This window comes from Polynucleobacter necessarius, from assembly GCF_900095185.1.
GTDB lineage: Bacteria > Pseudomonadota > Gammaproteobacteria > Burkholderiales > Burkholderiaceae > Polynucleobacter.
This window is the reverse complement of record NZ_LT606948.1, coordinates 559,888-584,207: the sequence shown is the minus strand read 5'-3', so window position 1 is coordinate 584,207 and position 24,320 is coordinate 559,888. Positions and strand designations below refer to the sequence as shown.

The window sequence follows — 24,320 nt, the reverse complement described above, 5'->3', positions numbered from 1 at the left end:
AGCAATGACTAAGTATTTACCAACTATTAGCGACATCTCTCCCTTATTGAAGGCAGAGATTCTGGCAGAGGCATTGCCTTATATTCGTTCGTATCACGGCAAAACTATTGTGATTAAGTGCGGTGGAAATGCCATGGTTGAGGAGCGCTTGAAAGAAAGTTTTGCTCGCGATGTCATCCTATTGAAATTGGTTGGCATGAACCCAGTTGTGGTTCATGGCGGTGGACCACAGATTGATGAAGCTCTTAAGAAAATTGGCAAGACAGGCACTTTTATTCAAGGAATGCGTATCACTGACGAAGAGACCATGGAAGTGGTTGAGTTGGTTCTTGGTGGCGAAGTACAGCAAGATATTGTGATGTTGATTAACCATTTTGGGGGCCAAGCAGTTGGCTTGACTGGTAAAGATGGTGGATTAATTCGCGCTAAGAAAATGCTTGTCCCCGATGAAAAAAATGCTGGCGGATCAATTGACTTAGGATTTGTTGGTGAGATTGAGGCTATCAATCCTGCAGTTGTAAAGGCTTTACAAGATGACGCCTTCATTCCAGTAATTTCACCCATTGGATTTAGCCAAGAAGGTCAGGCCTTTAACATTAATGCTGACTTGGTAGCTGGCAAGATGGCTGAAATTCTGCATGCGGAGAAGTTGGTCATGATGACCAATATTCCTGGTGTGATGGATAAGAACGGAACACTCTTGACCGACCTTACTGCTCGTGAAATAGATGCGTTGTTTGCTGATGGCACTATCTCTGGCGGTATGTTGCCTAAGATTTCTTCGGCATTAGATGCAGCTAAGAGCGGTGTTAACTCGGTACATATTATTGATGGTCGTATCGAACATTCTTTATTGTTGGAAATTTTGACCGAGCAAGCTTTCGGTACGATGATCTGCTCGAGATAAGTAGACAAGATGCCTGAATTCTCAGTGTCCGCAGTAATTATCGACAGCAGCGTTGACGCGAGTAAAGCTCGCAAGCGCCAACGTCCAGGTGAGCGTCGTCTGCAGAGATTTCAGGTGCTTGCAGAAATGTTGCACAACTCAAAGGGTGAACGCGTTACAACTGCAGCTTTGGTGGCCAAGATTGAAGTTTCTGAAGCGGCTTGATATCGTGATTTCGCCAGTAAAGCGCAAATGTTTGAGGGTTTGGTTTCATTTCTTGAGCAAACTGTTTTTGGGTTGATCAATCAAAAAGAAGAGTCAGGCCTTGCTCAAGCAAGCGGCATTTTACAAATGCTTTTGTTTTTTGCAGACAAAAAACCTGGCATGACCCGTGTGCTTTTGGGTGATGCGCTATTGCAAGAAGATGATCGTTTGCAATAGCGGATTACTCAAGTATTGGATCGTGTTGAAGCCTCTTTGAAGCAGGCTTTACGCATTGCTCACACCCAAGGGGGTAACTGGGCGCAACTGGGCCAAGAAGAGGTTAGTATTTGTGCGGCCATGTTGATGAGTTTCGTTTGAGGTCGTTGGCATCGCTTTGCTCGTAGTGCATTTAAGAAGCTGCCAACGGAAGCGTCCGATGACAGTTTGCGCCTTCGTCTCTCAGAATGAGAGAGTTACACCTCTCTAGAAATATGATTCACTTTGCTGAGCCCCTGCCTTTGCAGGGTGGCGCCGTTTTATCTGGCTATGATGTAGTCATTGAAACTTACGGCCAGCTCAATGCCGATAAAAGTAATGCGGTATTAGTTTGTCATGCACTCAATGCTTCCCATCACATAACAGGTCCAAATCCTGATGATTCGGAGGGTATCGGCTGGTGGGAGATAATATGGTTTGGCCTGGTAAGCCAGTTGATACCGATCATATCTTTGATATTGGGGTAAATAATCTAGGCTCATGTTTTGGTTCTACTGGGCCGATGAGCATTAATCCAGTAACTGGTAAGCCATATGGTGCTGAGTTTCCTGTTGTTACAGTTGAGGATTGGGTGAAGACCCAAGCACGCCTGGCCGACAAGTTAGGCATTCGCAAGTTTGCTGCAGTGATGGGTGGTAGTTTGGGTGGTATGCAGGCAATGGCTTGGGCTATCCAGCTTCCTAAGCGCTTAGAGCACTGTGTGGTGGTGGCATCGACTCCAAAGTTGAGCGCACAGAATATTGCCTTTAATGAGGTAGCGCGTAATGCCATTCTTTCCGATCCGGATTTTCATGGTGGTAACTACTATGAGCATGGCGTTGTGCCAAAACGGGGTTTACGATTAGCACGTATGGTTGGTCATATCACTTATTTATCGGATGACGATATGGCTGAAAAGTTTGGGCGTGAGTTGCAGCGCCTTAATGGTGAGTCTAATGATTACCGCTTTAGCTTTGATGTCGAGTTTGAGGTTACGAGTTATTTCCGTCACCAGGGCGATAAGTTCTCGACTGACTTTGATGCAAACACATATTTATTGATTATTCGTGCATTGGATTACTTTGATCCTGCGCGTCGCTATGATGGCAGTCTGAATCGTGCTTGAGCAGAGGTTCGAGCTAAGTTTCTAGTAGTCAGCTTTTCGACAGATTGGCGTTTTCCACCGAATCGCAGCCGCGAAATCGTTCAGTCTTTACTAAGCAATAAGAGTGAGTTGGCTTATGCTGCGATCGATGCTCCGCACGACGGGCATGATGCGTTCTGATTAGAAGAACTCCGCTACCATAACTTAATCAGGGCTTACTTTAAATAGATGCGCGAGACTCAAGCATGAGAAATTTTCATCAGTGCGGCAACTTTGCAGCCATAGCCAATTGGATTGCCCCCAATACAAGAGGTACTCGATCTTGGTTGTGGTGATAATAGCTTCCTAGAGTATTTGCAACAGCAAAAACCAGTCCATGCCTATGGCGTTGAGATCGATGACGTACGTGTCTGTCCTGTGTACAAAAGGGTTTAAATGTCATTCAGCAGGATTTAGAGGGCGGATTAGCACTATTTGAAGATAACAGTTTTGACACGGTTGTGTTATCGCAAACCTTGCAAACCATTCATCAGACTGAAAAGATTTTGCGTGAAGTAGTTCGTGTGGGAAAAGAGTCGGTGATTTCTTTTCCAAATTTTGGACACTGGTCTCACCGTCTCGCAGTAGGATTAGGCCGTATGCCAATCTCTAAGAGTTTGCCTGACCAGTGGTACAACACTCCGAACGTACGCGTTCTCACAGTTACCGACTTTGAGAAGCTGGCTTCAAGTCTTGGTTTGAAGGTTCTCGATCAATGCATTCTGCATGAATGTCGGCAAATAACTTTTCTGCCAAATCTATTTGGCAGCCTCGCTTTATTTCGCATGCGTCGCGCATAAAATAAAAATGCAAAGGTGTTCACTGCGGTTCAATCCTGGTTAAAAGATTTTTGGATTTATCTCGAATGGCCTTGCCTGCGCATGCTCTTTTTGGGTTTCTCAGCAGGTCTACCTTTATTGCTGATTTTGGGGGCTCTCAGCTTCTGGCTACGTGAGGCTGGTATTGTGATCGCAGCACTATTGTATATTTAACTTGGGTTGGTTTGATCTATGCCTTTAAATGGGTATGGTCGCCCTTGGTTGATCGTGTACAAATTCCGATTCTGATAAGACACTTTGGACGACGTCGTAGTTGGCTAATCTTTGCACAAGCGCTCATCATGTTGGGTCTGGTTGGTATGTCATCACTCGATCCTAAGCAGGCCCTTAATCCCGTGGTTTGGTGTGCCTTATTGGTAGCCTTCGGATCAGCTACTCAAGATATCGCCTTAGATGCATTTCGAATTGAGTCGGCTAATAGTGATCATCAAGCGGCTTTAGCAGCAACCTATCAAACTGGTTATCGACTGGCATTGATTTGGGCTGGTGCTGGCGTTCTTTGGCTTGCTGCAAGAGCTGAGACGGGGCTGGATACGATGCCACAGCTTGGCAATTTGCCTATTTATGTATGGCTGCTTCTATTGGTATTGGTGTCATAACAACCCTATTAAGCAAAGAGCCGGTGCAGTATGAATTAACCAAGGTGCGAACTGCTAAAGCATGGTTGTATCAAACGCTTGTCGAACCCTTTGCGGAGTTTATTAAGCGCTATCGCTGACATGCTATTTTAATTTTGTCTTTGATTGCTGTTTACCGTATTAGCGATGTTGTGATGGGAATCATGGCCAACTCTTTTTATGTCGATATGGGTTATACGAAGGATGAGGTTTCAGTAGTCAGTAAGGTTTTTCGTGTCATCATGACTCTAGTGGTGGCTTTTGTAGGGGCGTACTCACACTGCGTTTTGGTGTCTTACGAATTTTGTTTGTGGGCGCAGTTCTCTCGGCAGTCAGCAATTTGTTATTTGCTTGGTTGGCAACACAAGGCCATGATTTGCATGGTTTGATTTGGGTAATTTCGGCAGATAATTTAAATTCTGGTATCGCTAGTGCAGCATTATTACTTACCAATATTCGTTACTCAGTTACCCAGTATGCTTTATTCTGTTCGATGATGCTGCTTTTACCTAAATGGCTTGCCGGCTTCTCTGGTGTCTTCGTAGATAACTTCGGATATGAAGCATTCTTCTATGGCACGGCAAGTATTGGCGCCTCGGTTTTACTTCGTATTTTGGTAACGATTCACTTTAAGATCGTGCAGATCAAAAAAGAAGGCGTGTAAGCCGAAGATTGTTACCTAGATTTTCCAGTCGTAATCCACGGTTAGTGGTGCATGATCTGAGAATTTCTCATCTTTGTACACAGCAGTTTTTTTAGCGGTCGCTGCGATGCCCGGTGTAGTGATGTGATAGTCAATCCGCCAGCCAAGATTATTTGCGTAAGCCTGACCACGATTACTCCACCAGGTATAACAAGTTTCAGTTGCATTAGGCTCTAATTGACGATAAACGTCTACATAGCCAACTTTTCCAAAAAGCTTGGTAAGCCATGCGCGCTCTTCTGGCAGAAAGCCAGAGTTTTTGAGATTGCCTTTCCAGTTTTTGAGATCAATTTCTTGATGGGCAATATTGACGTCACCACATAGGACTATTTCACGACCCGACTTTTTGAGAGATATGAGATGAGGTAGGAAGCTATCAAGATAGCGGTATTTTGCCTCTTGCCTTTCAGGTGAGCTCGAGCCTGATGGCATATAAACCGAAATGACAGAAAGATCTTTAAAGCGTGCCTCTACATACCGCCCTTCGGCATCAAACTCTTCGTTGCCATATCCATAAAGAACTTCATCTGGATTGTGGGGCGTGTAAACACCACAGCCGCTGTAGCCCTTTTTCTCGGCGTGGTGGAAAAAAGCTTGCAAACCTTCTGGATTGAGAATGGCAGCTTCTAGATCATCGCGTTGAGCTTTGAGCTCTTGCATGCAAATGAAGTCTGCCTGTTGCTGGGTGGCCCAAGGCAAAAAGCCCTTTTTGACTGCTGAACGGATACCGTTGAGGTTCGCGGAAATGATGCGTAACATGGAGGCCTATGAGCTCAAATAATTCAAATCAAGATAACTTTATTCGTTTTGCCTTGGAGGCAAAGGTTTTGTCCTTCGGTGAGTTTAAAACTAAAGCGGGAAGACTCTCTCCTTATTTTTTTAACGCCGGCGAATTTAATGACGGTGCTCGCTTGAGTGCCTTAGGACGTTATTACGCTAAAGCATTGCAAGCATCAGGTATTGAATTCGATATGCTTTATGGTCCAGCTTATAAAGGCATCACGCTTGCAGCAGCTACCGCTATAGCTTTAGCTGATAACGGGGGTAACGTACCTTATGCTTACAACCGCAAAACAGCTAAAGATCATGGTGAAGGTGGGGTGCTGGTTGGGGCCCCTGTTAAAGGCAGAGTAGTCATTGTGGATGATGTGATCTCAGCGGGCACATCTGTAAGAGTGTCGGTTGACCTAATTCGTAATGCCGGTGCAGAGCCCGCAGCGGTGCTTATTGCCTTAGATCGTATGGAGCGCTCAGGTAATGCGGTGGAGATTGGGGATAAATCTGCTGTACAGGCCGTAGAGCAAGAGTTTGGGTTGCCAGTCATTGCAATTGCAAATCTGGCCAGCTTGATGTCTTTTTTAACCTCTTCCAGTGATTTGCAGCTAACAAATTATTTACCAGCAGTAAAAGCCTACCGCGAGAAATACGGAATTTAAATACTGATTTCACCCTCAAAGAGGGTTACTGCAGGGCCGGTCATGATGACGGGTTGAGCAACATCGTCTATGATTCCGTCCCAAGCAATCTTCAGGTCACCACCGCGTGTGTGGACTCTCACGGGCGAATCAAGTAACCCTCTGCGGACTCCTGAGACAACAGCTGCACAAGCACCAGTGCCGCAAGCTAGAGTTTCTCCGGCGCCACGTTCGAATACACGCAATTTGATTTCATTACAACTAATCACTTGCATATAGCCCACATTCACCCTGTTTGGGAAGGCTGCAAAACTTTCAATCTCAGGACCTTCTTCAAGGACAGGGGCGCTATCAACGTCACCCACTGCTTGAACTGCATGTGGATTGCCCATTGAAAGCACTCCAACCAAGCTATCGTGCCTAGCGGGATGAGTTAGTGGTAGCGCATAAAGCGTTTCCCGAAACTCTTGAACACTTGCTAAGCCACTTGCATGAAATGGAATGAGTTTATGTTCAAAAATAGGTGCACCCATATCGACTTCAACTTGGCCATCGTCATGGGCTTTGAGGGTGAGGATAGTATGCGCAACTTCTACGCGTAAGGAATTTTTATTGGACAGTCCTTTTTCCAGCACGAAACGAACAAAACAGCGGGAGCCATTGCCGCACTGCTCAACCTCACCGCCATCAGCATTAAATATGCGATACCGAAAATCGGTATCTGGACGCGTTGCATTTTCAACTAGAAGAATTTGATCGGCTCCAATTCCAAATTGACGATGCGCTAATGCTAGCCATTGTGCTTTAGAAATGTCACTGAGATCTTGATCAATGCCATTAAAAACAATGAAATCATTGCCAGCACCATGCATTTTGGTGAAGCGTAATTTACGGCGTGAATTACTGGTATTAGTGTTCAAAAATATTTCCGTTTAATCATAAAGACTAGGCTCGCCTTCGGGCCTGTGTTTAAAGCGCTTATGTACCCAATAGTACGCTGCAGGTCTTGCGCGAACAAGTTCTTCAATGTATTGATTCAGTCGAGCAGTATCTTTCTCAACATCATCACTGGTGAAGTTTGGTAATGGCTCAGAGATGTTGCAGGTATAGCCTTTTCGATCCTTGTTAAGGGTCGTTGTCATGAGGCATACTTCGGCGCCGCTAAGCCTTGTTAGACGTGATACGGAAGTGATGGTGTTTGTTTGTATGCCAAAAAAAGGAACAAATATAGAGTCACACGGACCTAAATCAATGTCGGTCGCAATAAAAATACAGTTTCCTATTTGAATTTCACGAATAAGATCACGCAAGCGGTTTTGTCTTTCAATCGACTTACCGCCAAAACGATTCTGCCATTCGATCATTTTTTGATTGAAAAAGGGATTCTTCATGTTCTGATATAGACCGGCACCACGAGGCCAGTTATGTTCATTGTCCAAGACTAAACGTGCCATAACCCGCCCTTCTAGACCAACAAAATGAGGATTAATTAGTAAACGTGGCTTGCGATCTCCCAGCGTGATCGCAGACTTAAGCGTAACAATATCGATAATTTGCTTCCCGCTGCCAAGCCAGATACGACTTCGTTCTAAAACGCTGCGACCAAATAACTTTCAATGCTCAATCGCAAGAGCATCAATTTCTTTTTCGCTCAAATTAGGAAAGCACAAGCGTAAATTGGCTTTGACAACATGTGAACGACTATTTGGAATATGGCTAGTTAGCCAGCCTAGGCCATATCCGACATGGACTCTGATGGTATAGGGTAGAAAAGCAAAGAGATGCAAAAAACTGAGCGCCAAGAAATTGAAGAGATTTTGTAACCAGGCCATTTCGACATTTTATAACTAGTGACTTGGAGGCAATTCTGCGCCAGCAGGATGTTTATAGCGGTTGTATGACCAAATGCATTGCTCAGGCGCAATCAGAACTGCATTTTCAATCGCTATATTAAGTTCTCTAGCGGCAATACTGGCCTCTTCAGAAAAAGGTTTTAGCCGAGCTGCTTGCATTAACCAGTTCCGACTAAGTGACTTACGTTTAGCGGTAAACATGATTACCGGGGTATTGTTGCGATTAGCAAGTCCGGCTGGAAGGGGTGTTGTATAAGCGGAACGACCAAAAAATGGTACCCATACGCTCTCGCCACCACTTGACGCCTGATCTGGAAGAATACCTATCGCCTCTCCTCGAGTAAGCGCCCCAGTCATTTGACGAACACCATGGAGGTTGGTTGGAGCAAAATGCATATTGGGATAAGCGCGACCTTCTTCTACTACCTCATTGAGCCACGTTTGGCGTGAAGGTCGATAAAGAATGGTGGCTGGAACGTATTGAGCCAAAACGCGGGGAATGCTTTCAAAGCCGCCAAGATGCGGAGTGAGCATGACTAATCCGTGGCCTTCGCCAATAGCAGCTTCTACTAAATTCCAATTTTGGACTTCGACTAATTTTAGTGCTTTTTGAGGGTTTCGCCAAATCCATAGACTATCTGAGAACAACATCCCAGCAGACCTTATTGCCTCCCAAAGCTTGAATGGACGATCTCAGGTCTTAATTACCGTTTCATATTGAGTTCGACACAACGAACGATATTGTTTTGAGCCAACATAAATTATTACGCCCAAGGTGGCATTTAACACTTGCACAATGGCAAGTGGGAGCGATTGCAATCGCATTGAGGCATAACTTTAGTATGAGTTTTCGCGCCCCCTAATGATATTCCATGCCGATAAGGGAGTGTGGATTTCAGTCCATCTTGCTGAATTAGGCATTTTTCGGATAAAATTTGAACATCGCTGAGTTAAGACAACTTGCAGGGCGATTCATAAATGTTGCTAAAGCGTCGCCGTTGTGGTTCCTGGCGCGTTGAGTTGTCCGATTGATCGTGTTACTAACTTAAGGAATATGCAATGGCAAATGATTACTTCTTTACCTCAGAATCTGTCTCTGAAGGTCATCCCGATAAAGTAGCGGACCAAATCTCTGATTCAATCTTGGACGCCATTTTGGCTCAAGAGCCTACTGCGCGTGTTGCAGCAGAAACTTTATGTAATACCGGCTTAGTGGTTCTCGCTGGTGAAATTACAACTAACGTTAATGTTGATTACATTCAGGTAGCGCGTAATACCCTGCGTGAAATAGGTTACGACAATACAGATTACGGCATTGATTACAAAGGTTGTGCGGTGTTGGTCGCTTATGACAAGCAAAGTCCTGATATTGCTCAAGGCGTGAATAAAGCTCATGATGATGGCTTAGATCAAGGTGCTGGTGATCAAGGCTTAATGTTTGGTTATGCTTGTGATGAGACAGCAGAGCTCATGCCTTTGCCAATTCACTTGTCCCATCGCTTGGTTGAACGTCAATCTCAATTGCGCCGTGATGGTCGTTTGAATTGGTTACGCCCAGATGCAAAGTCTCAAGTCACCTTGCGCTATGTAGATGGTAAGCCTGACTCAATTGATACTGTGGTTTTATCTACGCAGCATGATGAAGATATCTCTCTTGAGAAATTGCGTGAAGCTGTTATCGAAGAGATGATCAAACCGGTATTACCAAAGCATCTGATTAAAGGCGCAATTAATTTCTTGGTAAACCCAACAGGACGTTTTGTAATTGGCGGTCCACAAGGCGATTGTGGTGTAACTGGTCGCAAAATTATTGTGGATACCTATGGCGGTGCAGCCCCTCACGGTGGCGGTGCATTCTCTGGTAAAGACCCTTCTAAGGTTGACCGCTCTGCTGCGTACGCTGGTCGCTATGTTGCAAAGAATGTAGTTGCTGCCGGCTTAGCAAGCAAGTGCTTGATTCAGATCTCTTATGCAATTGGAGTTGCTAAGCCAACTTCAGTGATGGTGAGCACATTCGGTACTGGCAAAATTTCTGATGAGAAGATCGCGCAATTGGTCTCTGAGCACTTTGACTTACGTCCAAAAGGCATTGTGAAGATGTTGAACCTCTTACGCCCTATTTATCGTAAAACTGCTGCTTATGGCCACTTCGGACGTGAAGAGCCAGAATTTTCTTGGGAGCAAGCAGACAAAGCGGCTGCCTTACGGGCTGCAGCAGGTCTGTGAGCTATAGAAGTGATTTAAAGATATTAAAAAGCAGTTTGTAGATAGATTAAGGCGGCATATGGCGTAATTGTTTACAATTACGCCATACTTTCGAGGAGCGTTGCAAGGAATGCTGAAATCTAGCACTTCCCCAGGCTTGAAAGGAGTAGGTTCCGAGGTAACCCCCGGATTTACTAATTGCAACCGCGCTCGCTAACCCATGATTCAATGGCTAGCGAGTTTCTACTCCAGCATTGGATCGTATTTAGCTGGAGCATTAATGCATACCGTATCTGATTTAAATAACTTCGTAGCAACTCGTTGCGCGATTGCGGATATTACTTTGGCCGACTTTGGTCGCAAAGAAATTGCGATTGCTGAAACTGAGATGCCTGGCTTAATTGCCATTCGCGATGAATTTGCTGCGCAACAGCCATTGCGTGGTGCGCGTATTACTGGTTCGTTACACATGACCATTCAGACTGCAGTACTGATTGAGACGCTTGAAGCACTCGGTGCTGAAGTGCAATGGGCTTCTTGCAATATTTTCTCAACACAAGATCATGCCGCTGCAGCCATTGCTGCGAACGGTACACCAGTATTTGCGATCAAGGGCGAAACCCTCGAGCAATATTGGGATTTTACTCACCGCATTTTTGAGTGGGCCGATGGTGGCTACACCAACATGATTTTGGATGACGGTGGCGATGCTACTTTGTTATTGCACCTCGGCGCACGTGCTGAGCAAGATCAAGCCTGCTTAAACCATCCAACAAGCGAAGAAGAAACTATTTTGTTTGCTGCAATCAAGAACAAATTGACGCAAGATCTAACTTGGTATTCAACACGATTGGAAAAAGTAAAAGGTGTTACAGAAGAGACGACTACTGGCGTGCATCGTTTGTATCAGATGTTTGCTAAGGGTGAATTGAAGGTCCCTGCAATTAACGTAAATGATTCTGTGACCAAAAGTAAATTCGATAACCTTTATGGTTGCCGCGAGTCGTTGGTAGATGCCATTAAGCGCGCTACCGATGTGATGGTGGCTGGCAAGGTTGCTGTAGTGTGTGGTTACGGCGACGTAGGCAAGGGTTCAGCCCAAGCATTGCGTGCCCTGTCGGCTCAGGTATGGGTTACTGAAGTGGATCCAATCTGTGCATTGCAGGCAGCAATGGAAGGTTTCCGTGTGGTGACAATGGATTATGCTGCTGATAAAGCAGATATCTTCGTTTCCGCAACTGGTAACTACCACGTGATCACACATGACCATATGGTAAGGATGAAGAATCAGGCGATTGTATGTAACATCGGCCACTTTGATAATGAAATTGATGTTGCTGGTATTGAAAAATATAAATGGGAAGAGATTAAGCCCCAAGTTGACCATGTCATTTTCCCGGCTGCTAATGGCCAACCTGAAAAGCGCATCATCATTTTGGCTAAGGGCCGCTTAGTAAATTTGGGCTGCGGTACTGGCCACCCCTCTTATGTTATGAGCTCTTCATTTGCTAATCAGGTGATTGCACAGATTGAATTGTGGAATGCTGTTGGAACCAAGAAATATCCAATCGGTGTTTACACATTGCCTAAGCATTTGGATGAGAAAGTTGCGCGCTTGCAGCTCAAGACTCTCAACGCGCAGTTAACTGAATTGTCTGATCAGCAAGCCGCCTACATTGGTGTAACGAAGGAAGGCCCTTATAAAGCCGACCACTATCGCTATTAATCCAAGAGAATAGATACCCAGGCTCAAAATCATGGAATTAAGCGTCGAATTCTTTCCTCCAAAAACACCTGAAGGTGAGAGTAACCTGCATCAGGTTCGCGAGCGTTTTGCTGAAACACTCAAGCCCACGTTTTATTCTGTGACTTTTGGGGCCGGCGGCTCTACTCAGTCAGGTACATTAAAAGTAGTAAGCAACATTCATGCAGCAGGTGCAGCAGTTGCCCCTCATTTATCCTGTGTTGGTAGCTCGCGTGAAAGCGTGCGCGAAATGCTCAAGCAATATCAAACCTTAGGGGTGAAGCGGATTGTCGCTTTGCGCGGTGATTTGCCGTCTGGCATGGGTCAGTATGGTGAGTTTCACCATGCAAATGAGCTAGTGGAATTTATTCGCTCAGAAACAGGCGACTGGTTTCATATTGATGTTGCAGCTTATCCAGAGACGCATCCACAGGCAACGTCGCCCGCGAGTGATGTTGATTTCTTCGTGCAAAAAATGAAGGCGGGAGCGAACTCTGCCGTCACACAGTATTTTTATAACAGCGATGCTTACTTTCGTTTTGTGGACGATGTCTATGACCAGGGCGTAACGCAGCCTATTATTGCGGGTATTATGCCGATCGCTAATAGCAGTCAGTTATTACGTTTCTCAGATGCTTGTGGTGCGGAGATTCCACGTTGGATTCGCCTGCGTCTTCAAGCTTATGGCGACGACATTATTTCTATTCGTGCATTTGGTGAGGAAGTAGTGACCGATTTATGTGACCAACTATTAACTGCAGGTGCACCAGGCATCCATTTCTACTCGCTCAATCAGGCGGATGCAGTTTTGGCCATTGCTGATAATTTAGATCTGACGAAGTAAACAATTAATGGGTTAACGCTTTAGGCCTGACTCAGTTAAGAGTATGTCTAAGGGCTCATCATGAGTTTGAGCAGACCATTGAGAATCATCTAATTGCTGCCAATCAAAACCAATTCCAATGCAGACAAGTTTGGGATTTTGCTTTCTGAGTTGTGCCAGGGTGCGGTCAAAGTATCCTCCGCCGTAGCCTAAGCGCCAGTATTGTCGATTTCCATCAGATGTTGAGCTAGTCCAGCCAACACAAGGAATAAGAATGCAATCAGGATTGACAGGTGGCCTTTTAGGATCATTGGGGACGGGCTCTGGCACTCCATGCTTACTTGGGTGTAATTGATTGCCTTGTCGCCAAAGATAAAAATCGAGATGTTTATCCTCGCGAGCAAAGGGCAATGCAAGATTCCGATTGGGGGCATTTTGGGCCCAAGTGAGCAGGGTGGAGCGTAAATCGATTTCATCTTGAATAGGCCAATAAAGGGCAATTGATTGCCAAGATTTACCTTCTTCTGTCAGCAGTTGATTTACGTGATCCATGAAGCAAGCTTGAATTTGAGCGTAATTTTCCTCAGCAACAAACGTAGTACGCTGTTTTAGTAAATTTTGACGGAGAGTTTTTGGTGAAGTACCGTGCATCTTGATCATTATCAGACGAAAATTAAAGGATATAGTAATCAAGTATTCCAAGGCGTTTAGCCTGGTATATAGAAATGGGATTAGAGCGTAAAAATGAAGTCCGCCATAATGCATCACAAACATCTGCACTGGGTCAAAATTTTAGTTTTGAGCCTTGTAATAGGTGCGTCCAATGTCTATGCAGACAAGATCAAAAAGCCAAATCTTCCGCAGTCTTATGAGAGTAAAGCCGCTCCTGCCGAAATTGCTGATACAGATCGTATGTTTATTGATCTGCGTGAGGCAGCGAAAAAGAACGATGTGTTTAGAGCACAACAGCTATCGTCCAATTTGGTGAACTATCCGTTTGATGATTATGTGGCGTATTTTCGTATCAAGCCTCAGTTATTTGATGGCAGCGGGACACGTAGCGATTATAGCGCGGATGCACAAGTCATTGCTTTTTTGAATCAATACCAAGATACCGCCTTGGCAGATCGCATGCGCAATGACTGGCTGTTGGTTTTAGGTAAACGTAAAGATTGGGCGCGTTTTGATATTGAGTATTCCAAGTGTGTTTTGGATGACTATACTCAGGTTAAGTGCTACTCGTTGCTATCCAAGTTGTCGCAAGGAGAGAATCCAACGAAGTTGGCAATCGATTCTCGCGCACTACTCCTCGATCCTAGTGACTTTGGTCAGGCTTGTCAGGAGTTGGTGTCTTCGCTAGTTGCGGCTGGGGGCATGACTCCGAGTGAGGCCAAGGCCATAGGCCGTGCTGCTAGTGAGAGAGGCTTTGAAACCATGGCTCGCCATCTAGGAGGTGAAGATCCGATTGGAGACATTGTTAAAGCAGCCAAGGCAGATCCAGCCAAAGCTTATAGAGACTTTTCGCAAAATGCTTCACGCTATAGCAAAGAAAATCAAGCGGTTGCCTGGGGGGTGATCGGGCAATTTTTGGCCAAAAAGTTAGACCCCAATGCCGATGATGCATACCGTTTACAACAAGAACTTGGTTATAACGAATTGCTATCTGTTGAGTCGCAAGAGTGGAAGGTGCGCGCTGGTTTGCGTGCGAAAGATTGGGCCTTAGTCAAAAACGCGATCGATGGCATGAATCCAGTGGTGCGCTCTAAGGATCCAGCCTGGACCTATTGGTATGGCAGTGCACTTAAAGCCGAAGGCCAAGATGCAAAAGCTACAGAGAGTTTTGCGCTCATTGCAGACCAATATAATTTTTATGGCCAACTAGCGCGTGAAGAGCTCGGTAAATCCAATCAAGTGCCAGCAAAAACAAAAGTGACTGAGCAAGAGATTGATGCGATAGCAAGTCGCAAGGGCTTTATTCGCGGTGAGCGTTTATATGCCATGAATCTTCGCTTTGAGGGTAATCGCGAGTGGAATTGGGAACTCCGCAACATGACTGATAAGCAGCTGTTAGCTGCTGCGGAATATGCAAAGCGCATCCATCTATATGACCGCGTAGTGAATGCTGCCGACCGTACAAAGCAAGAACACGATTTTAGTTTGCGTTACCCAACACCTTTTAAAGAGGTGTTATCTCCTATTGCGCGTCAGATCGATCTCAATCTATCTTGGGCATATGGTCTTATACGCCAAGAGTCGCGCTTCATCATAAATGCGTCTTCTTCTGTCGGTGCATCAGGATTAATGCAGATAATGCCTAACACTGCTAAGTATGTAGCCAAGAAGATCGGAATGACAAATTACACAAATGACAAATTGAGCGACACCAATACCAATCTGACATTAGGAAGTAATTATCTCAAGATGCTTCTTATCGACTTGGATGGCTTTTGGGTTTTGGCTTCTGCAGCTTACAACGCAGGACCTTCGCGCTCTAAAGCATGGCGTGAAACATTAACGGGTCCAACCGAGGGTGCAATTTTTGCTGAAACAATTCCATGTACTGAAACACGCGTTTATGTGAAGAATGTACTCTCCAATGCACATTATTACTCTTCAGTGATGAATGGTACGAGCCAATCATTAAAGCAACGCTTAGGAGTAATTTCGCCAAAGGCTGCCACTCAATCAGAACTTCCTTAAACAAGTCATCATCGCTCAAATAAAACAAAATATTTTATGAAATACGACATTCTTCTCATCGGTGGTAATGGATTTGTGTGGCGCGTTATTGCTGCGCAACTCCAGCTTGCAGGCTATTCAGTATTAGTGCCAACAAGTCATCTAAGTGCTGCACGCGAGTTACGCATGCTTCCCAAGATTCCTGTTGAAGAAGCGGATATTCACGATTTTGATGAGCTGCAAAGTCTTTGTGGACGCATTAAGTCTGGCGGTGCTGTGATTAATTTGGTTGATGTTTTACACGACAAGCCAGCTCAGCCTTATGGAAAAGTATTGAAATCGGCACACGTTGAATTGCCGAAAAATATTATTACAGCGATGCAATTGCATGGCGTGAAGCGCTATTTGCACATGAGTGCTTTAGGTGCTGATTCTCAAGGATCCTCAATTTATCAGTGTAGTAAAGGAGAAGGTGAAGTTGCAGTGAAGGAAAGCAACTTAGATTGCACTATTTTTAGGCCGTCTGTCATCTTTAGTGCTCAGGACCGGTTTATTAATCTGTTTGCTAAATTAACAAAGCTATTCCCGGCCATGCCATTGGCAAATTATCAAGCGCAGTTTCAGTCAGTAAGCGTAGATGATGTTGCGACTGCATGTGTGAAATCTTTGTTAATGCCGCAAACGATACATCAGTCTTATGACTTAGTTGGCTCAACGGTTTACACAATGCAAGAGATTGTGGAGTTTGCTGCACGGAAAGCAAACACCTCGTGTGCCATTATTCCTGTGCCAGATTTTGAATTTTTGCCAGGTCCAACCTTGATGTCACGCGACAATATTGCTTCAATGCAAATGCCAAATATCTTGCCTGTAAATAGTACTGATGCGCTATCAGAAGTATTTAAGATGAGTCGTCGCAGACTTGATGGTATGCAGTAATGAAAATCTATGCAGTGGGTGGTGCCATCAGGGATACCCTTATGGGTCTACCCATTAACGATATTGATTATGTCGTTGTTGGCTCCAGCGTAGAGGAGATGCTTGCCAAAGGATTTCGTCCTGTGGGCAAGGATTTCCCGGTGTTTTTACATCCTGAGACACAAGCGGAATATGCACTCGCTCGGACTGAGCGCAAGACTGGCAAAGGCTATAAAGAATTCCATTTCTATGCTGATCCAGCCGTTACCTTAGAGCAAGATTTAGAGCGTCGTGATTTAACGATTAATGCGATGGCGCAAGAGGTGGATCAAAATGGTAGACCATTTGGACCGATTATTGACCCATATAACGGACAAGCAGACCTAGTAGCCAAAATATTCCGTCATATATCAGATGCCTTTGCAGAGGACCCATTACGTCTATTACGGATAGCTCGATTCGCAGCACGTTTTCTACAATTTACAGTAGCCAATGAAACCCTGGTAGCGCTTCAAGCAATTGTTCAATCAGGCGAACTCAATGCCTTATCAGCCGAACGAATTTGGCAAGAGTTAGCAAGGGGTTTAGTTGCTGCAAAGCCTATGCACTTGTTTCAGGCCCTATTAAATACGGGTGCAGCAAGTGCAATATTGCCCCCTACCCTAACCGCCAAGTTGACTGAAGAGGCATTTCGCGAGGAATTGAATGCATATTTTTCTTTAAGTGGTGATGGCCTAGAGGAGCGCTGTGCTATTGCCTTGATGGATTTACCTGCCAGTGAAATTCGTGCTTGGGCCGAAGGTGTGCGCATGCCGATTGAGGTTCGAGACTTCTGCGAGATTTTTAGCAGCCTTAGAGTTTTGATAAATCAATACCGAAATACACCCTATTTAGCGGTAGATGTTTTAGCGTGGTTCAATCGTGCCGATGTATGGCGAAAACGAGACCGTGCCCAAACAATTTTGAATTTAGCGGAAAAAATAGGATGGAATGTTTCTCGTTTAATCAATGCGATGCGCAATGCACAATCAATCAACACTGCAGAAATAATTGCTGGAGTTCCTACCGAAGATCGCTCTAATGGTGAGCGGATCGGCAGTGCATTTGAGTCAGCCAGACTGGCCTCGATTATTGAAGCCTTGGAAGCCTGAAATTAGCCTGGATCTCCAGTCTATTTCTACCACGTAGACCAGGTAGATTCTCGAGTACATATCCTGGTAATAAAGTCTCTAACTTTTTAGAAAATGCAAATGCCTTAAAGAGCTCTCCCATTTCCGCTTCTGATAATAGCTTTTGTAAAGAGTTAGAAATTGGTAAAAAGATTTCTGGATCGCTAGGATTCCCAATTTCTAAAGCAATATCTCCGATACCCGCATCTAATAAATAAGCAGCTTGATTGGTAAGGTAAACATCGTAAGCATTTTGAGCTAATGCGCAGCGAGCTATTTGCGTCCAATCAACGTGAGTTGTTAGATCGCAAAGACCCGGTAGATGAAATGGATCTTGAAGTGCATGATGGCGATGATGCGCCATTAGCGTACCTTCAAGCCTTTGAGGATGGTAGTACTCGCTCTCAGGAAAGCCGTAGTCAAATGTGAGAAACAAACCCATATCCAGTTGACTTGCAATTTGTTGCATCCAAGCATTTGCGGCTGTATGAAGTTCAGTGACATAACCCTCAGAGAGGTTACCGCTCAATAAACTTTCAGGCAGTAATTTTTGCTCGACTGGAGAACCAGTTTTCCAAACAAGTTTGCCATTTTGACAAGCAACGCCATACCAGTACCACAATCCATTTTGATAAATGATGACATCACATGGAATGGCATCGATGACCTCGTTTGCAAGAATAACTCCTTTAAAATTTTCAGGCAACTCTGTAAGCCAATTGAATTGCGTTTTGAGGCCTAATTGTCGAACAGCGTCACTAATGTTTTCTTGCTGACGTTGCGCTAAGTCTGGGGATATTTCAATGATGTCGTAACGATCTAAATGAAAACTGAGATCATTCAGTCTGGTAAGTATGGACGTTGTTAGTTTTCCCGTGCCCGCTCCAAACTCCAGAATTTGCGTGGGAAACCCTGTTTGCTTGAGTGCTTCAAGGACTGGCATGAGGGTGGAGCAAATCGTGGCGCCAAAGAGGGGGCTCAATTCGGGGGCGGTGGTGAAGTCTCCTCCAGAGCCAAGTTTCTGGGCACCGGCGTTGTAATAGCCCATAGCGGGCTCATAAAGCGCCATTTCCATATATTTGGAAAATGGTAGCCAATCCCCTTGAGAGGCAATCTGAGAGGCTATTTTTGCCTGTAGAAGCGCACTATGCTCCGTTTCTAGGCTGGTCAAGGTAATATTCATAGCTCGCTAGTCTAAAAGAATTTAATTGAACCCTAGTTCAACCCCTTCATCCCAGCAAGTAAAAGCAGTGTTGGTGACTGGTGCCACAAAGCGCCTTGGTCGTGAAATTGCCTTGCTATTTGCCCGTCAGGGCTGGGATGTTGCCGTTCATTATGGGCGATCAGCCAAAGAAGCGGCGCAAACCGTAGAAGAAATTCGGGGTCTATAGGGGTTCAGGCTCAAGCATTCCAAGCAGATTTGGCCAATGAAGCGGCCACTAAAGACCTGTTCTTGGCTGTTAATCAGATATTTCCACATTTAAGTTGCTTGATAAACAGTGCCTCAATATTCGAATACGATCGTGCAAACTCAGAAACTCCTTTGAGCGAGAAAGGTCTGCAAGAGCATATGTGGGTGAATTTGACCGCACCAATTTTGTTATTGAAGTTGATGTTTGATTGTCAGAAAAGTAAATTAAGCACATCAGCAATCATTCCATTATTAGATCAAAAGCTGATCAATCTAAATCCAGATTATTTGGCTTATACATTATCGAAAGCTGCATTACTCTCATCAGTCGAATTATTGGCTATGGATTTTGTACTATACCTGCGAGTGCTTGGCTTTGCCCCTGGTATTTCCTTGCCATCTGGTGATCAAATGAATGATGGATTTGCGATAGCGCACCCAATGACACTGCTTGGAAAATCATCTACTCCCTTAGATGTTGCTAAAGCAGCCGTTTTCTTGGCTGAGGCTGGTGCCATTACTGGTACAACTCTATATGTAGATGGCGGACAACATTTATCGCCATCATCACGTGATGTGATGTTCAAAACCAATGAAGTATTTTAATAAAGCAAATATTCATGCACGCCATCCTTTCTTATCCAGCTCTTGTTGACTACCGCCGTTGATTTTTGCGTGACTACGAGATTTATATCAATATAGGCGTTCATGAATTTGAGAAAAAAGCGGAACAACGCGTGCTCTTGAATGTTGATCTATATATACCGTTGGCAATGAATACATCAACCAATGATCAATTGGATGAGGTAGTCGACTACGACTTCATGAGAGAGACTATTAAGGCCAGAGCCGCTAATAAGGGGCATATTCATTTACAGGAAGCCTTCTGCGACGACATGGTGACAGCCATGTTGCATTATCCTAAGGTACTAGCCGCAAGAATTAGTACCGTTAAGCCAGATGTCTATCCAGAGTGCCACCCGGTGGGCGTAGAGGTTGTTCGTATCAAAACCTCTTGAGCGAGAAGAGTTTAGAAAAGAAATCGATTGTGATGGGCAAGATTCGTAAAGTTGTCTTTGAAGAAAACAAGCTAGAAAAAAAACTCTGTCGCTTGGTGGGGCAGGCCATTGGTGACTTTGGCATGATTGATGGTGACGATAGGGTGATGGTCTGCCTATCAGGAGGTAAAGATAGTTACGCCATGTTGGATATTTTGATGAAGCTTCGTGAGCGTGCGCCAATTAATTTTGAAATAGTGGCGGTGAATCTAGATCAGAAGCAACCTAATTTCTCCGCTGAAATATTACCGAATTATTTGAAGGCTTTAGGCGTTCAATATCACATTGAAGAACAAGATACTTACAGCATAGTGAAGCGAGTAATCCCGGAAGGAAAAACGACTTGTGGGTTATGCTCACGTTTACGTCGCGGTATTTTGTATCGCGTGGCGGATGAATTAGGAGCAACAAAAATTGCTTTGGGTCACCATCGAGATGACATTCTTGAGACCTTGATGTTGAACATGTTTTATGCAGGAAAGCTCAAGGGGATGCCACCAAAGCTTCGTTCAGATGATGGAAAACATATTGTGATTCGCCCATTAGCGTATGTTCCTGAAAAATTACTGGAACGCTATGCTGGCGATATGAACTTTCCCATCATTCCGTGTGATTTATGCGGTAGTCAGCCCAATCTTCAACGTCAAGTGATGAAGGAAATGCTGCGGGAATGGGAGGGGAAGCATCCAGGCCGAGTGGAAAACTTATTCCGCTCGATGCACCATATCGTCCCATCCCATTTGATGGATGGCGAAGCCTTTGATTTCAAAAAGCTGGAGATTTCGACACAGCTAACCGGCATCGCATCTAGATCGACTGGTGACAGAGCAATTGATGAAGCTAATTTAGACGAATTAGCCTGTGGAACCTTGATTCAAGGGACTTATAATCCTCCTTTATGAATATCGTCATTTTGGCTGCTGGGCAAGGAAAGCGGATGAAATCTGCTCTACCCAAAGTCCTGCAAACCTTGGCAGGGAAACCTCTTCTTCAGCATGTTCTGAGTACCGCACTTTCTCTCCAAGGTAAGCAGGCCAAGAATGGCCTAGTGGTAGTTGTTGGGCATGGAGCGGCTGACGTAAAAGACTTTTTAGTAAAAGTCTCTCAAGAGGATTCGGGCTTTGGAAAAGTTGCCACCGCCTTGCAATCTGAGCAAAAAGGAACTGGACATGCGTTTTTGCAGGCATTACCTAAGCTTGATATTCAGGAGCCTGCCTTAGTTTTATATGGTGATGTTCCGCTCACAACAAAAAAGACGCTTAGCAAATTAGTCAAGTTAGCCGATGGTGTGAGAGGCCAAGACTCTGCACTGGCTTTATTAACACAAAATCTTAGTAATCCAACAGGCTATGGTCGTATCGTGCGTGATGCTGATGGATCAGTCAAAGAAATTGTTGAAGAAAAAGATGCAACACCTGCACAAAAAACTATTCAGGAAATTAATACTGGCATCATGGTGCTGCCGACCAAATCTCTAAAGAAATGGCTGAAAGCATTGAGTGCAAGCAATGCGCAAGGCGAATATTACCTAACTGATGTTATTGCTATGGCCGTAAAAGATGGCGTACCTATTCGTACGACACAAGCAGATGATGAGTTTGAAACTATTGGCGTTAACAGTCGCGATCAATTGGCATCACTAGAACGAGTTCATCAACTGAACATTGCGAATGAATTAATGGACTCAGGAGTGTCACTCGCTGATCCTGCTCGTATTGATGTGCGCGGAACTCTAGAGTGCGGCACAGATGTATCAATTGATATTGGTTGTGTATTTGAAGGCTGCGTTACTTTAGATGCAGGTGCAAAGATTGGGCCTTATTGTGTAATTTGCAATAGCGTGATCGGTAAAGGCGTCTCTATTCATGCTTATAGCTATATTGATGGCGCGAAAGTTGGTAGTCAATCCGTTATCGGGCCTTATGCTCGTTTAAGACCTGGTGCAGAGTTATCAAATAATGTGCATATTGGTAATTTCGTGGAAGTGAAGAACAGCAAGATTGCAGCAAATAGCAAAGCCAATCATTTAGCCTACGTTGGCGACTCTATTGTTGGCTCACGAGTCAATATTGGTGCAGGCACCATTACTTGTAATTACGATGGTGTAAATAAACACCAGACCATTATTGAAGATGATGTCTTTATTGGCTCCGATACTCAGTTGGTTGCTCCAGTACGCGTCGGTCGTGGAGCGACATTAGGTGCTGGTACAACCCTTACTAAGGATGCTCCAGCAAATCAACTTACTGTCTCTAGGGCAAAACAAATTTCATTACAGTGGCAGCGCCCCATCAAGCAAGAGAAAAAAACTGCGTCAAGAAAAGTGGGAACAAAGAAGTCTGCTTTTACAAAACAAGTGATTAAAAAAGTAGCACCAAAGAAAATAGTTCAAAAGGTGGTTAAGAAGGCGATTAAGAATACTGCAAAGGGTAAAAAATAATGTGCGGTATTGTTGGTGCGGCCTCCAAGAAAAATATTGTTGATGCTTTAGTTGAGGGGTTACGTCGTTTGGAATATCGCGGCTATGACTCATGTGGATTTGCAGTCATTAATGATAATGACACAAAGCATCCAATTGAGAGGGCTCGTACAACAGCACGAGTTTCAGAGTTAGGCGCACAGAGTAAAGATTTTTTTGGAACCTTAGGCATTGCACATACCCGTTGGGCAACCCATGGCAAACCTGATACGCAAAATGCCCACCCCCATATATCAAATGGATTGGTCGCAGTTGTTCATAATGGCATTATTGAAAACTATGAAGTGCTTCGTGCCGAGCTTAAAGTAGCTGGATATGTGTTTACTTCTGAAACAGATACCGAAGTCATTGCGCATTTAATTCATCAACAATATGTTGCAGGCGGTCAGAAAGATATTGCGCAGTCAGTTAAAACAGTATTGCCAAAATTACATGGTGCATTTGCTATTGGTGTGATTGCTCAAGATAGTCCAACTACTCTGGTTGGAGCGCGTTCGGGATCGCCTTTGGTTGTTGCATTAGGTGAAAAAGAGAATTTTTTAGCCTCGGATGCTTTAGCCTTGGCTGGTCGCGCTCATTCCATGATGTATTTAGAAGAGGGCGATGTCGCTGTCCTTACGGCGGACGGAGTTGAAGTCATTGATCAGACCGGTAAGTCTTTGCAGCGAGCGCTTAAGCCGATGCCAACACAAGCAGACTCAGTTGATGTAGGCCCATATCAGCACTACATGCACAAAGAAATTTTTGAGCAACCTAGGGCGATTGGTGACACTCTCGCTAACATAGCTACATTTGGCCCAGAGTTATTTGAAGCTAATCCAGAAGATTGGAAGGCTTTTGATCAAATCTTAATATTGGCGTGCGGAACAAGTTATTACTCTGCATGCGTAGCGAAGTATTGGTTGGAAGATATTGCCGGTATTCCAACGCAAGTTGAAATAGCAAGTGAGTATCGTTATCGCACTACCGTTCCAAACCCAAAGACACTTATCATAGTGGTTTCTCAGTCAGGTGAGACGGCGGATACTTTGGCAGCCTTGCGTCATGCTAAGGCTTTAGGCCATTGTTACACATTAACAATCTGTAATGTAGCAAGTAGCGCCATGGTTCACGAGACTGATTGGCACTTTCTGACTAAGGCTGGTACTGAAATTGGTGTTGCCTCTACCAAGGCATTTACTACTCAGCTTTTAGCACTGTATCTCCTTGCGATATCGCTTGCTAAGCGAGATGGCGGGATCACAGCCGAGAGAGAAAAAGACTTACTCCGGGCATTGCGTCACTTGCCAAAAGCGCTACATGCAGTGCTTGCCCTTGAACCACAAATCATCGCTTGGAGCGAAGCTTTCGCGAAATGTGAAAATGCACTTTTCCTGGGCCGTGGATTGCACTATCCAATTGCGCTTGAAGGCGCATTAAAGCTTAAGGAAATTTCTTATATTCATGCTGAAGCCTATCCAGCTGGCGAGTTAAAGCACGGACCTTTGGCGTTAGTTACCGATAAGATGCCCGTAGTTACAGTAGCACCTAAAGATGAGCTGCTAGAAAAACTCAAGTCTAATATGCAAGAAGTAAAAGCGCGCGGAGGTAAGCTTTATGTGTTTGCAGATCAAGATACAGAGATCGTTAGCGGCGATGGTATTAACGTTATTCGATTGCCAGAGCATTATGGCAATCTTTCACCCATCCTCCATGTAGTGCCTCTACAGCTTTTGGCATATCACACTGCTTGTGCACGTGGTACCGATGTAGACAAGCCGCGGAACTTAGCTAAAAGCGTAACAGTCGAATAATTTTTTACTCGTTTGACATCCGCCTAAAGTTGTGAACAAAAATTCAGTAGATTAATCAGGGTTTTACGGAGTCCTGATTGCATTTTTGTGTTCAAATTACTCTTGTAAACAAGATATTTGTTGCA

The 24,320-nt window shown here is 44.6% G+C and carries 19 protein-coding genes, 5 pseudogenes and 1 riboswitch; of the genes and pseudogenes, 18 read left to right on the top strand and 6 right to left on the bottom strand.

Translation table 11 applies throughout. From position 1 onward, the window contains the following. The first annotated feature begins 4 nt into the window (after positions 1-4). The 5 genes and pseudogenes from argB to DXE31_RS03335 all read left to right on the top strand — a co-directional run bounded on the left by argB (position 5) and on the right by DXE31_RS03335 (position 4,609). Positions 5-907, top strand: a complete 903-nt coding sequence (gene argB, locus DXE31_RS03355) for an acetylglutamate kinase (RefSeq protein WP_114697803.1) — start codon at positions 5-7, stop codon at positions 905-907. Between the two features lie 9 nt (positions 908-916). Then, positions 917-1,558 (top strand): annotated as a pseudogene (gene slmA, locus DXE31_RS03350) (nucleoid occlusion factor SlmA). Beyond that, positions 1,555-2,627, top strand: a pseudogene (gene metX / locus DXE31_RS03345) (homoserine O-succinyltransferase MetX); the annotation flags it as partial. The pseudogenes slmA and metX, both read left to right, overlap by 4 nt. A gap of 68 nt (positions 2,628-2,695) precedes the next feature. Then, positions 2,696-3,289 (top strand): annotated as a pseudogene (metW, locus tag DXE31_RS03340) (methionine biosynthesis protein MetW). 15 nt (positions 3,290-3,304) lie between these two features. Next, positions 3,305-4,609: pseudogene (locus tag DXE31_RS03335) on the top strand (AmpG family muropeptide MFS transporter). Positions 4,610-4,624: 15 nt separating this feature from the next. Here DXE31_RS03335 and DXE31_RS03330 read toward each other — a convergent pair. Continuing rightward, positions 4,625-5,407, bottom strand: a complete 783-nt coding sequence (locus DXE31_RS03330; RefSeq protein WP_114697802.1) for an exodeoxyribonuclease III — start codon at positions 5,405-5,407, stop codon at positions 4,625-4,627. Positions 5,408-5,415: 8 nt separating this feature from the next. Between DXE31_RS03330 and pyrE the strand changes: the two genes are divergently transcribed. Continuing rightward, entirely contained in the window at positions 5,416-6,084 is a 669-nt protein-coding gene (gene pyrE, locus DXE31_RS03325; protein ID WP_114697801.1) for an orotate phosphoribosyltransferase, read from the top strand. Here the strand turns inward: pyrE and dapF are convergent. The 3 genes and pseudogenes from dapF to DXE31_RS03310 form a co-directional block, all read right to left on the bottom strand. Beyond that, positions 6,081-6,935: a diaminopimelate epimerase gene (gene dapF / locus DXE31_RS03320; protein WP_114697800.1), complete on the bottom strand. Its 855-nt coding sequence runs from the start codon at positions 6,933-6,935 to the stop codon at positions 6,081-6,083. The genes pyrE and dapF overlap by 4 nt on opposite strands. A 60-nt stretch (positions 6,936-6,995) precedes the next feature. Further along, positions 6,996-7,895 (bottom strand): annotated as a pseudogene (locus tag DXE31_RS03315) (LpxL/LpxP family acyltransferase). A gap of 15 nt (positions 7,896-7,910) precedes the next feature. Then, positions 7,911-8,567 carry an LpxL/LpxP family acyltransferase gene (locus DXE31_RS03310; RefSeq protein ID WP_197712124.1) on the bottom strand — a complete coding sequence of 219 codons (657 nt, stop codon included), beginning with the start codon at positions 8,565-8,567 and terminating at the stop codon, positions 7,911-7,913. A 408-nt stretch (positions 8,568-8,975) separates the two neighbouring features. Between DXE31_RS03310 and metK the strand changes: the two genes are divergently transcribed. The 3 genes from metK to metF all read left to right on the top strand — a co-directional run bounded on the left by metK (position 8,976) and on the right by metF (position 12,709). Then, the gene (gene metK, locus DXE31_RS03305; protein WP_114697799.1) at positions 8,976-10,142 is read left to right on the top strand and encodes a methionine adenosyltransferase; all 1,167 of its coding nucleotides are present in this window, start codon (positions 8,976-8,978) and stop codon (positions 10,140-10,142) included. An 86-nt stretch (positions 10,143-10,228) separates the two neighbouring features. Continuing rightward, a riboswitch (S-adenosyl-L-homocysteine riboswitch) is annotated at positions 10,229-10,340 on the top strand. Positions 10,341-10,401: 61 nt separating this feature from the next. Continuing rightward, positions 10,402-11,847, top strand: coding sequence for an adenosylhomocysteinase (gene ahcY, locus DXE31_RS03300; protein ID WP_114697798.1), 1,446 nt, complete (start codon positions 10,402-10,404; stop codon positions 11,845-11,847). A 31-nt stretch (positions 11,848-11,878) separates the two neighbouring features. Then, positions 11,879-12,709 (top strand): methylenetetrahydrofolate reductase [NAD(P)H], encoded by an 831-nt coding sequence (gene metF, locus DXE31_RS03295; RefSeq protein ID WP_114697797.1) that lies wholly within the window; start codon positions 11,879-11,881, stop codon positions 12,707-12,709. Between the two features lie 12 nt (positions 12,710-12,721). Here metF and DXE31_RS03290 read toward each other — a convergent pair whose 3' ends face one another. Beyond that, positions 12,722-13,339 (bottom strand): 5-formyltetrahydrofolate cyclo-ligase, encoded by a 618-nt coding sequence (locus DXE31_RS03290; RefSeq protein ID WP_231969323.1) that lies wholly within the window; start codon positions 13,337-13,339, stop codon positions 12,722-12,724. 147 nt (positions 13,340-13,486) lie between these two features. Here DXE31_RS03290 and DXE31_RS03285 point away from each other — a divergent pair, with 147 nt between their 5' ends. The 3 genes from DXE31_RS03285 to DXE31_RS03275 are packed head-to-tail and all read left to right on the top strand — an operon-like array spanning position 13,487 to position 17,436. Next, positions 13,487-15,388, top strand: coding sequence for a lytic transglycosylase domain-containing protein (locus DXE31_RS03285; protein WP_231969322.1), 1,902 nt, complete (start codon positions 13,487-13,489; stop codon positions 15,386-15,388). A gap of 36 nt (positions 15,389-15,424) precedes the next feature. Continuing rightward, positions 15,425-16,306, top strand: coding sequence for an NAD-dependent epimerase/dehydratase family protein (locus DXE31_RS03280; RefSeq protein WP_114697794.1), 882 nt, complete (start codon positions 15,425-15,427; stop codon positions 16,304-16,306). After that, on the top strand, positions 16,306-17,436 hold the full coding sequence (locus tag DXE31_RS03275) for a polynucleotide adenylyltransferase (RefSeq protein ID WP_114697793.1): 1,131 nt from the start codon (positions 16,306-16,308) through the stop codon (positions 17,434-17,436). The genes DXE31_RS03280 and DXE31_RS03275 overlap by 1 nt, the downstream gene beginning before the upstream one ends. Here DXE31_RS03275 and DXE31_RS03270 read toward each other — a convergent pair. Next, the gene (locus tag DXE31_RS03270) at positions 17,414-18,637 is read right to left on the bottom strand and encodes a class I SAM-dependent methyltransferase (RefSeq protein WP_114697792.1); all 1,224 of its coding nucleotides are present in this window, start codon (positions 18,635-18,637) and stop codon (positions 17,414-17,416) included. The two genes, DXE31_RS03275 and DXE31_RS03270, sit on opposite strands and share 23 nt — an antisense overlap. 25 nt (positions 18,638-18,662) lie before the next feature. On the opposite strand from DXE31_RS03270, the gene DXE31_RS12355 reads away from it, so the two are divergent. The 6 genes from DXE31_RS12355 to glmS all read left to right on the top strand — a co-directional run bounded on the left by DXE31_RS12355 (position 18,663) and on the right by glmS (position 24,195). Continuing rightward, positions 18,663-18,845 (top strand): SDR family NAD(P)-dependent oxidoreductase, encoded by a 183-nt coding sequence (locus DXE31_RS12355; protein ID WP_331851985.1) that lies wholly within the window; start codon positions 18,663-18,665, stop codon positions 18,843-18,845. Positions 18,846-18,874: 29 nt separating this feature from the next. Continuing rightward, on the top strand, positions 18,875-19,471 hold the full coding sequence (locus DXE31_RS03265; RefSeq protein WP_415077802.1) for an SDR family oxidoreductase: 597 nt from the start codon (positions 18,875-18,877) through the stop codon (positions 19,469-19,471). A gap of 65 nt (positions 19,472-19,536) precedes the next feature. Continuing rightward, entirely contained in the window at positions 19,537-19,884 is a 348-nt protein-coding gene (locus DXE31_RS03260) for a dihydroneopterin aldolase (protein WP_231969321.1), read from the top strand. Between the two features lie 32 nt (positions 19,885-19,916). Next, the gene (gene ttcA / locus DXE31_RS03255; protein ID WP_114697791.1) at positions 19,917-20,825 is read left to right on the top strand and encodes a tRNA 2-thiocytidine(32) synthetase TtcA; all 909 of its coding nucleotides are present in this window, start codon (positions 19,917-19,919) and stop codon (positions 20,823-20,825) included. Continuing rightward, positions 20,822-22,363, top strand: a complete 1,542-nt coding sequence (glmU, locus tag DXE31_RS03250) for a bifunctional UDP-N-acetylglucosamine diphosphorylase/glucosamine-1-phosphate N-acetyltransferase GlmU (RefSeq protein ID WP_114697790.1) — start codon at positions 20,822-20,824, stop codon at positions 22,361-22,363. The genes ttcA and glmU overlap by 4 nt, the downstream gene beginning before the upstream one ends. Further along, complete coding sequence (gene glmS / locus DXE31_RS03245; RefSeq protein WP_114697789.1) at positions 22,363-24,195, top strand: glutamine--fructose-6-phosphate transaminase (isomerizing); 1,833 nt, start codon at positions 22,363-22,365, stop codon at positions 24,193-24,195. The genes glmU and glmS overlap by 1 nt, the downstream gene beginning before the upstream one ends. Positions 24,196-24,320: the final 125 nt, after the last annotated feature.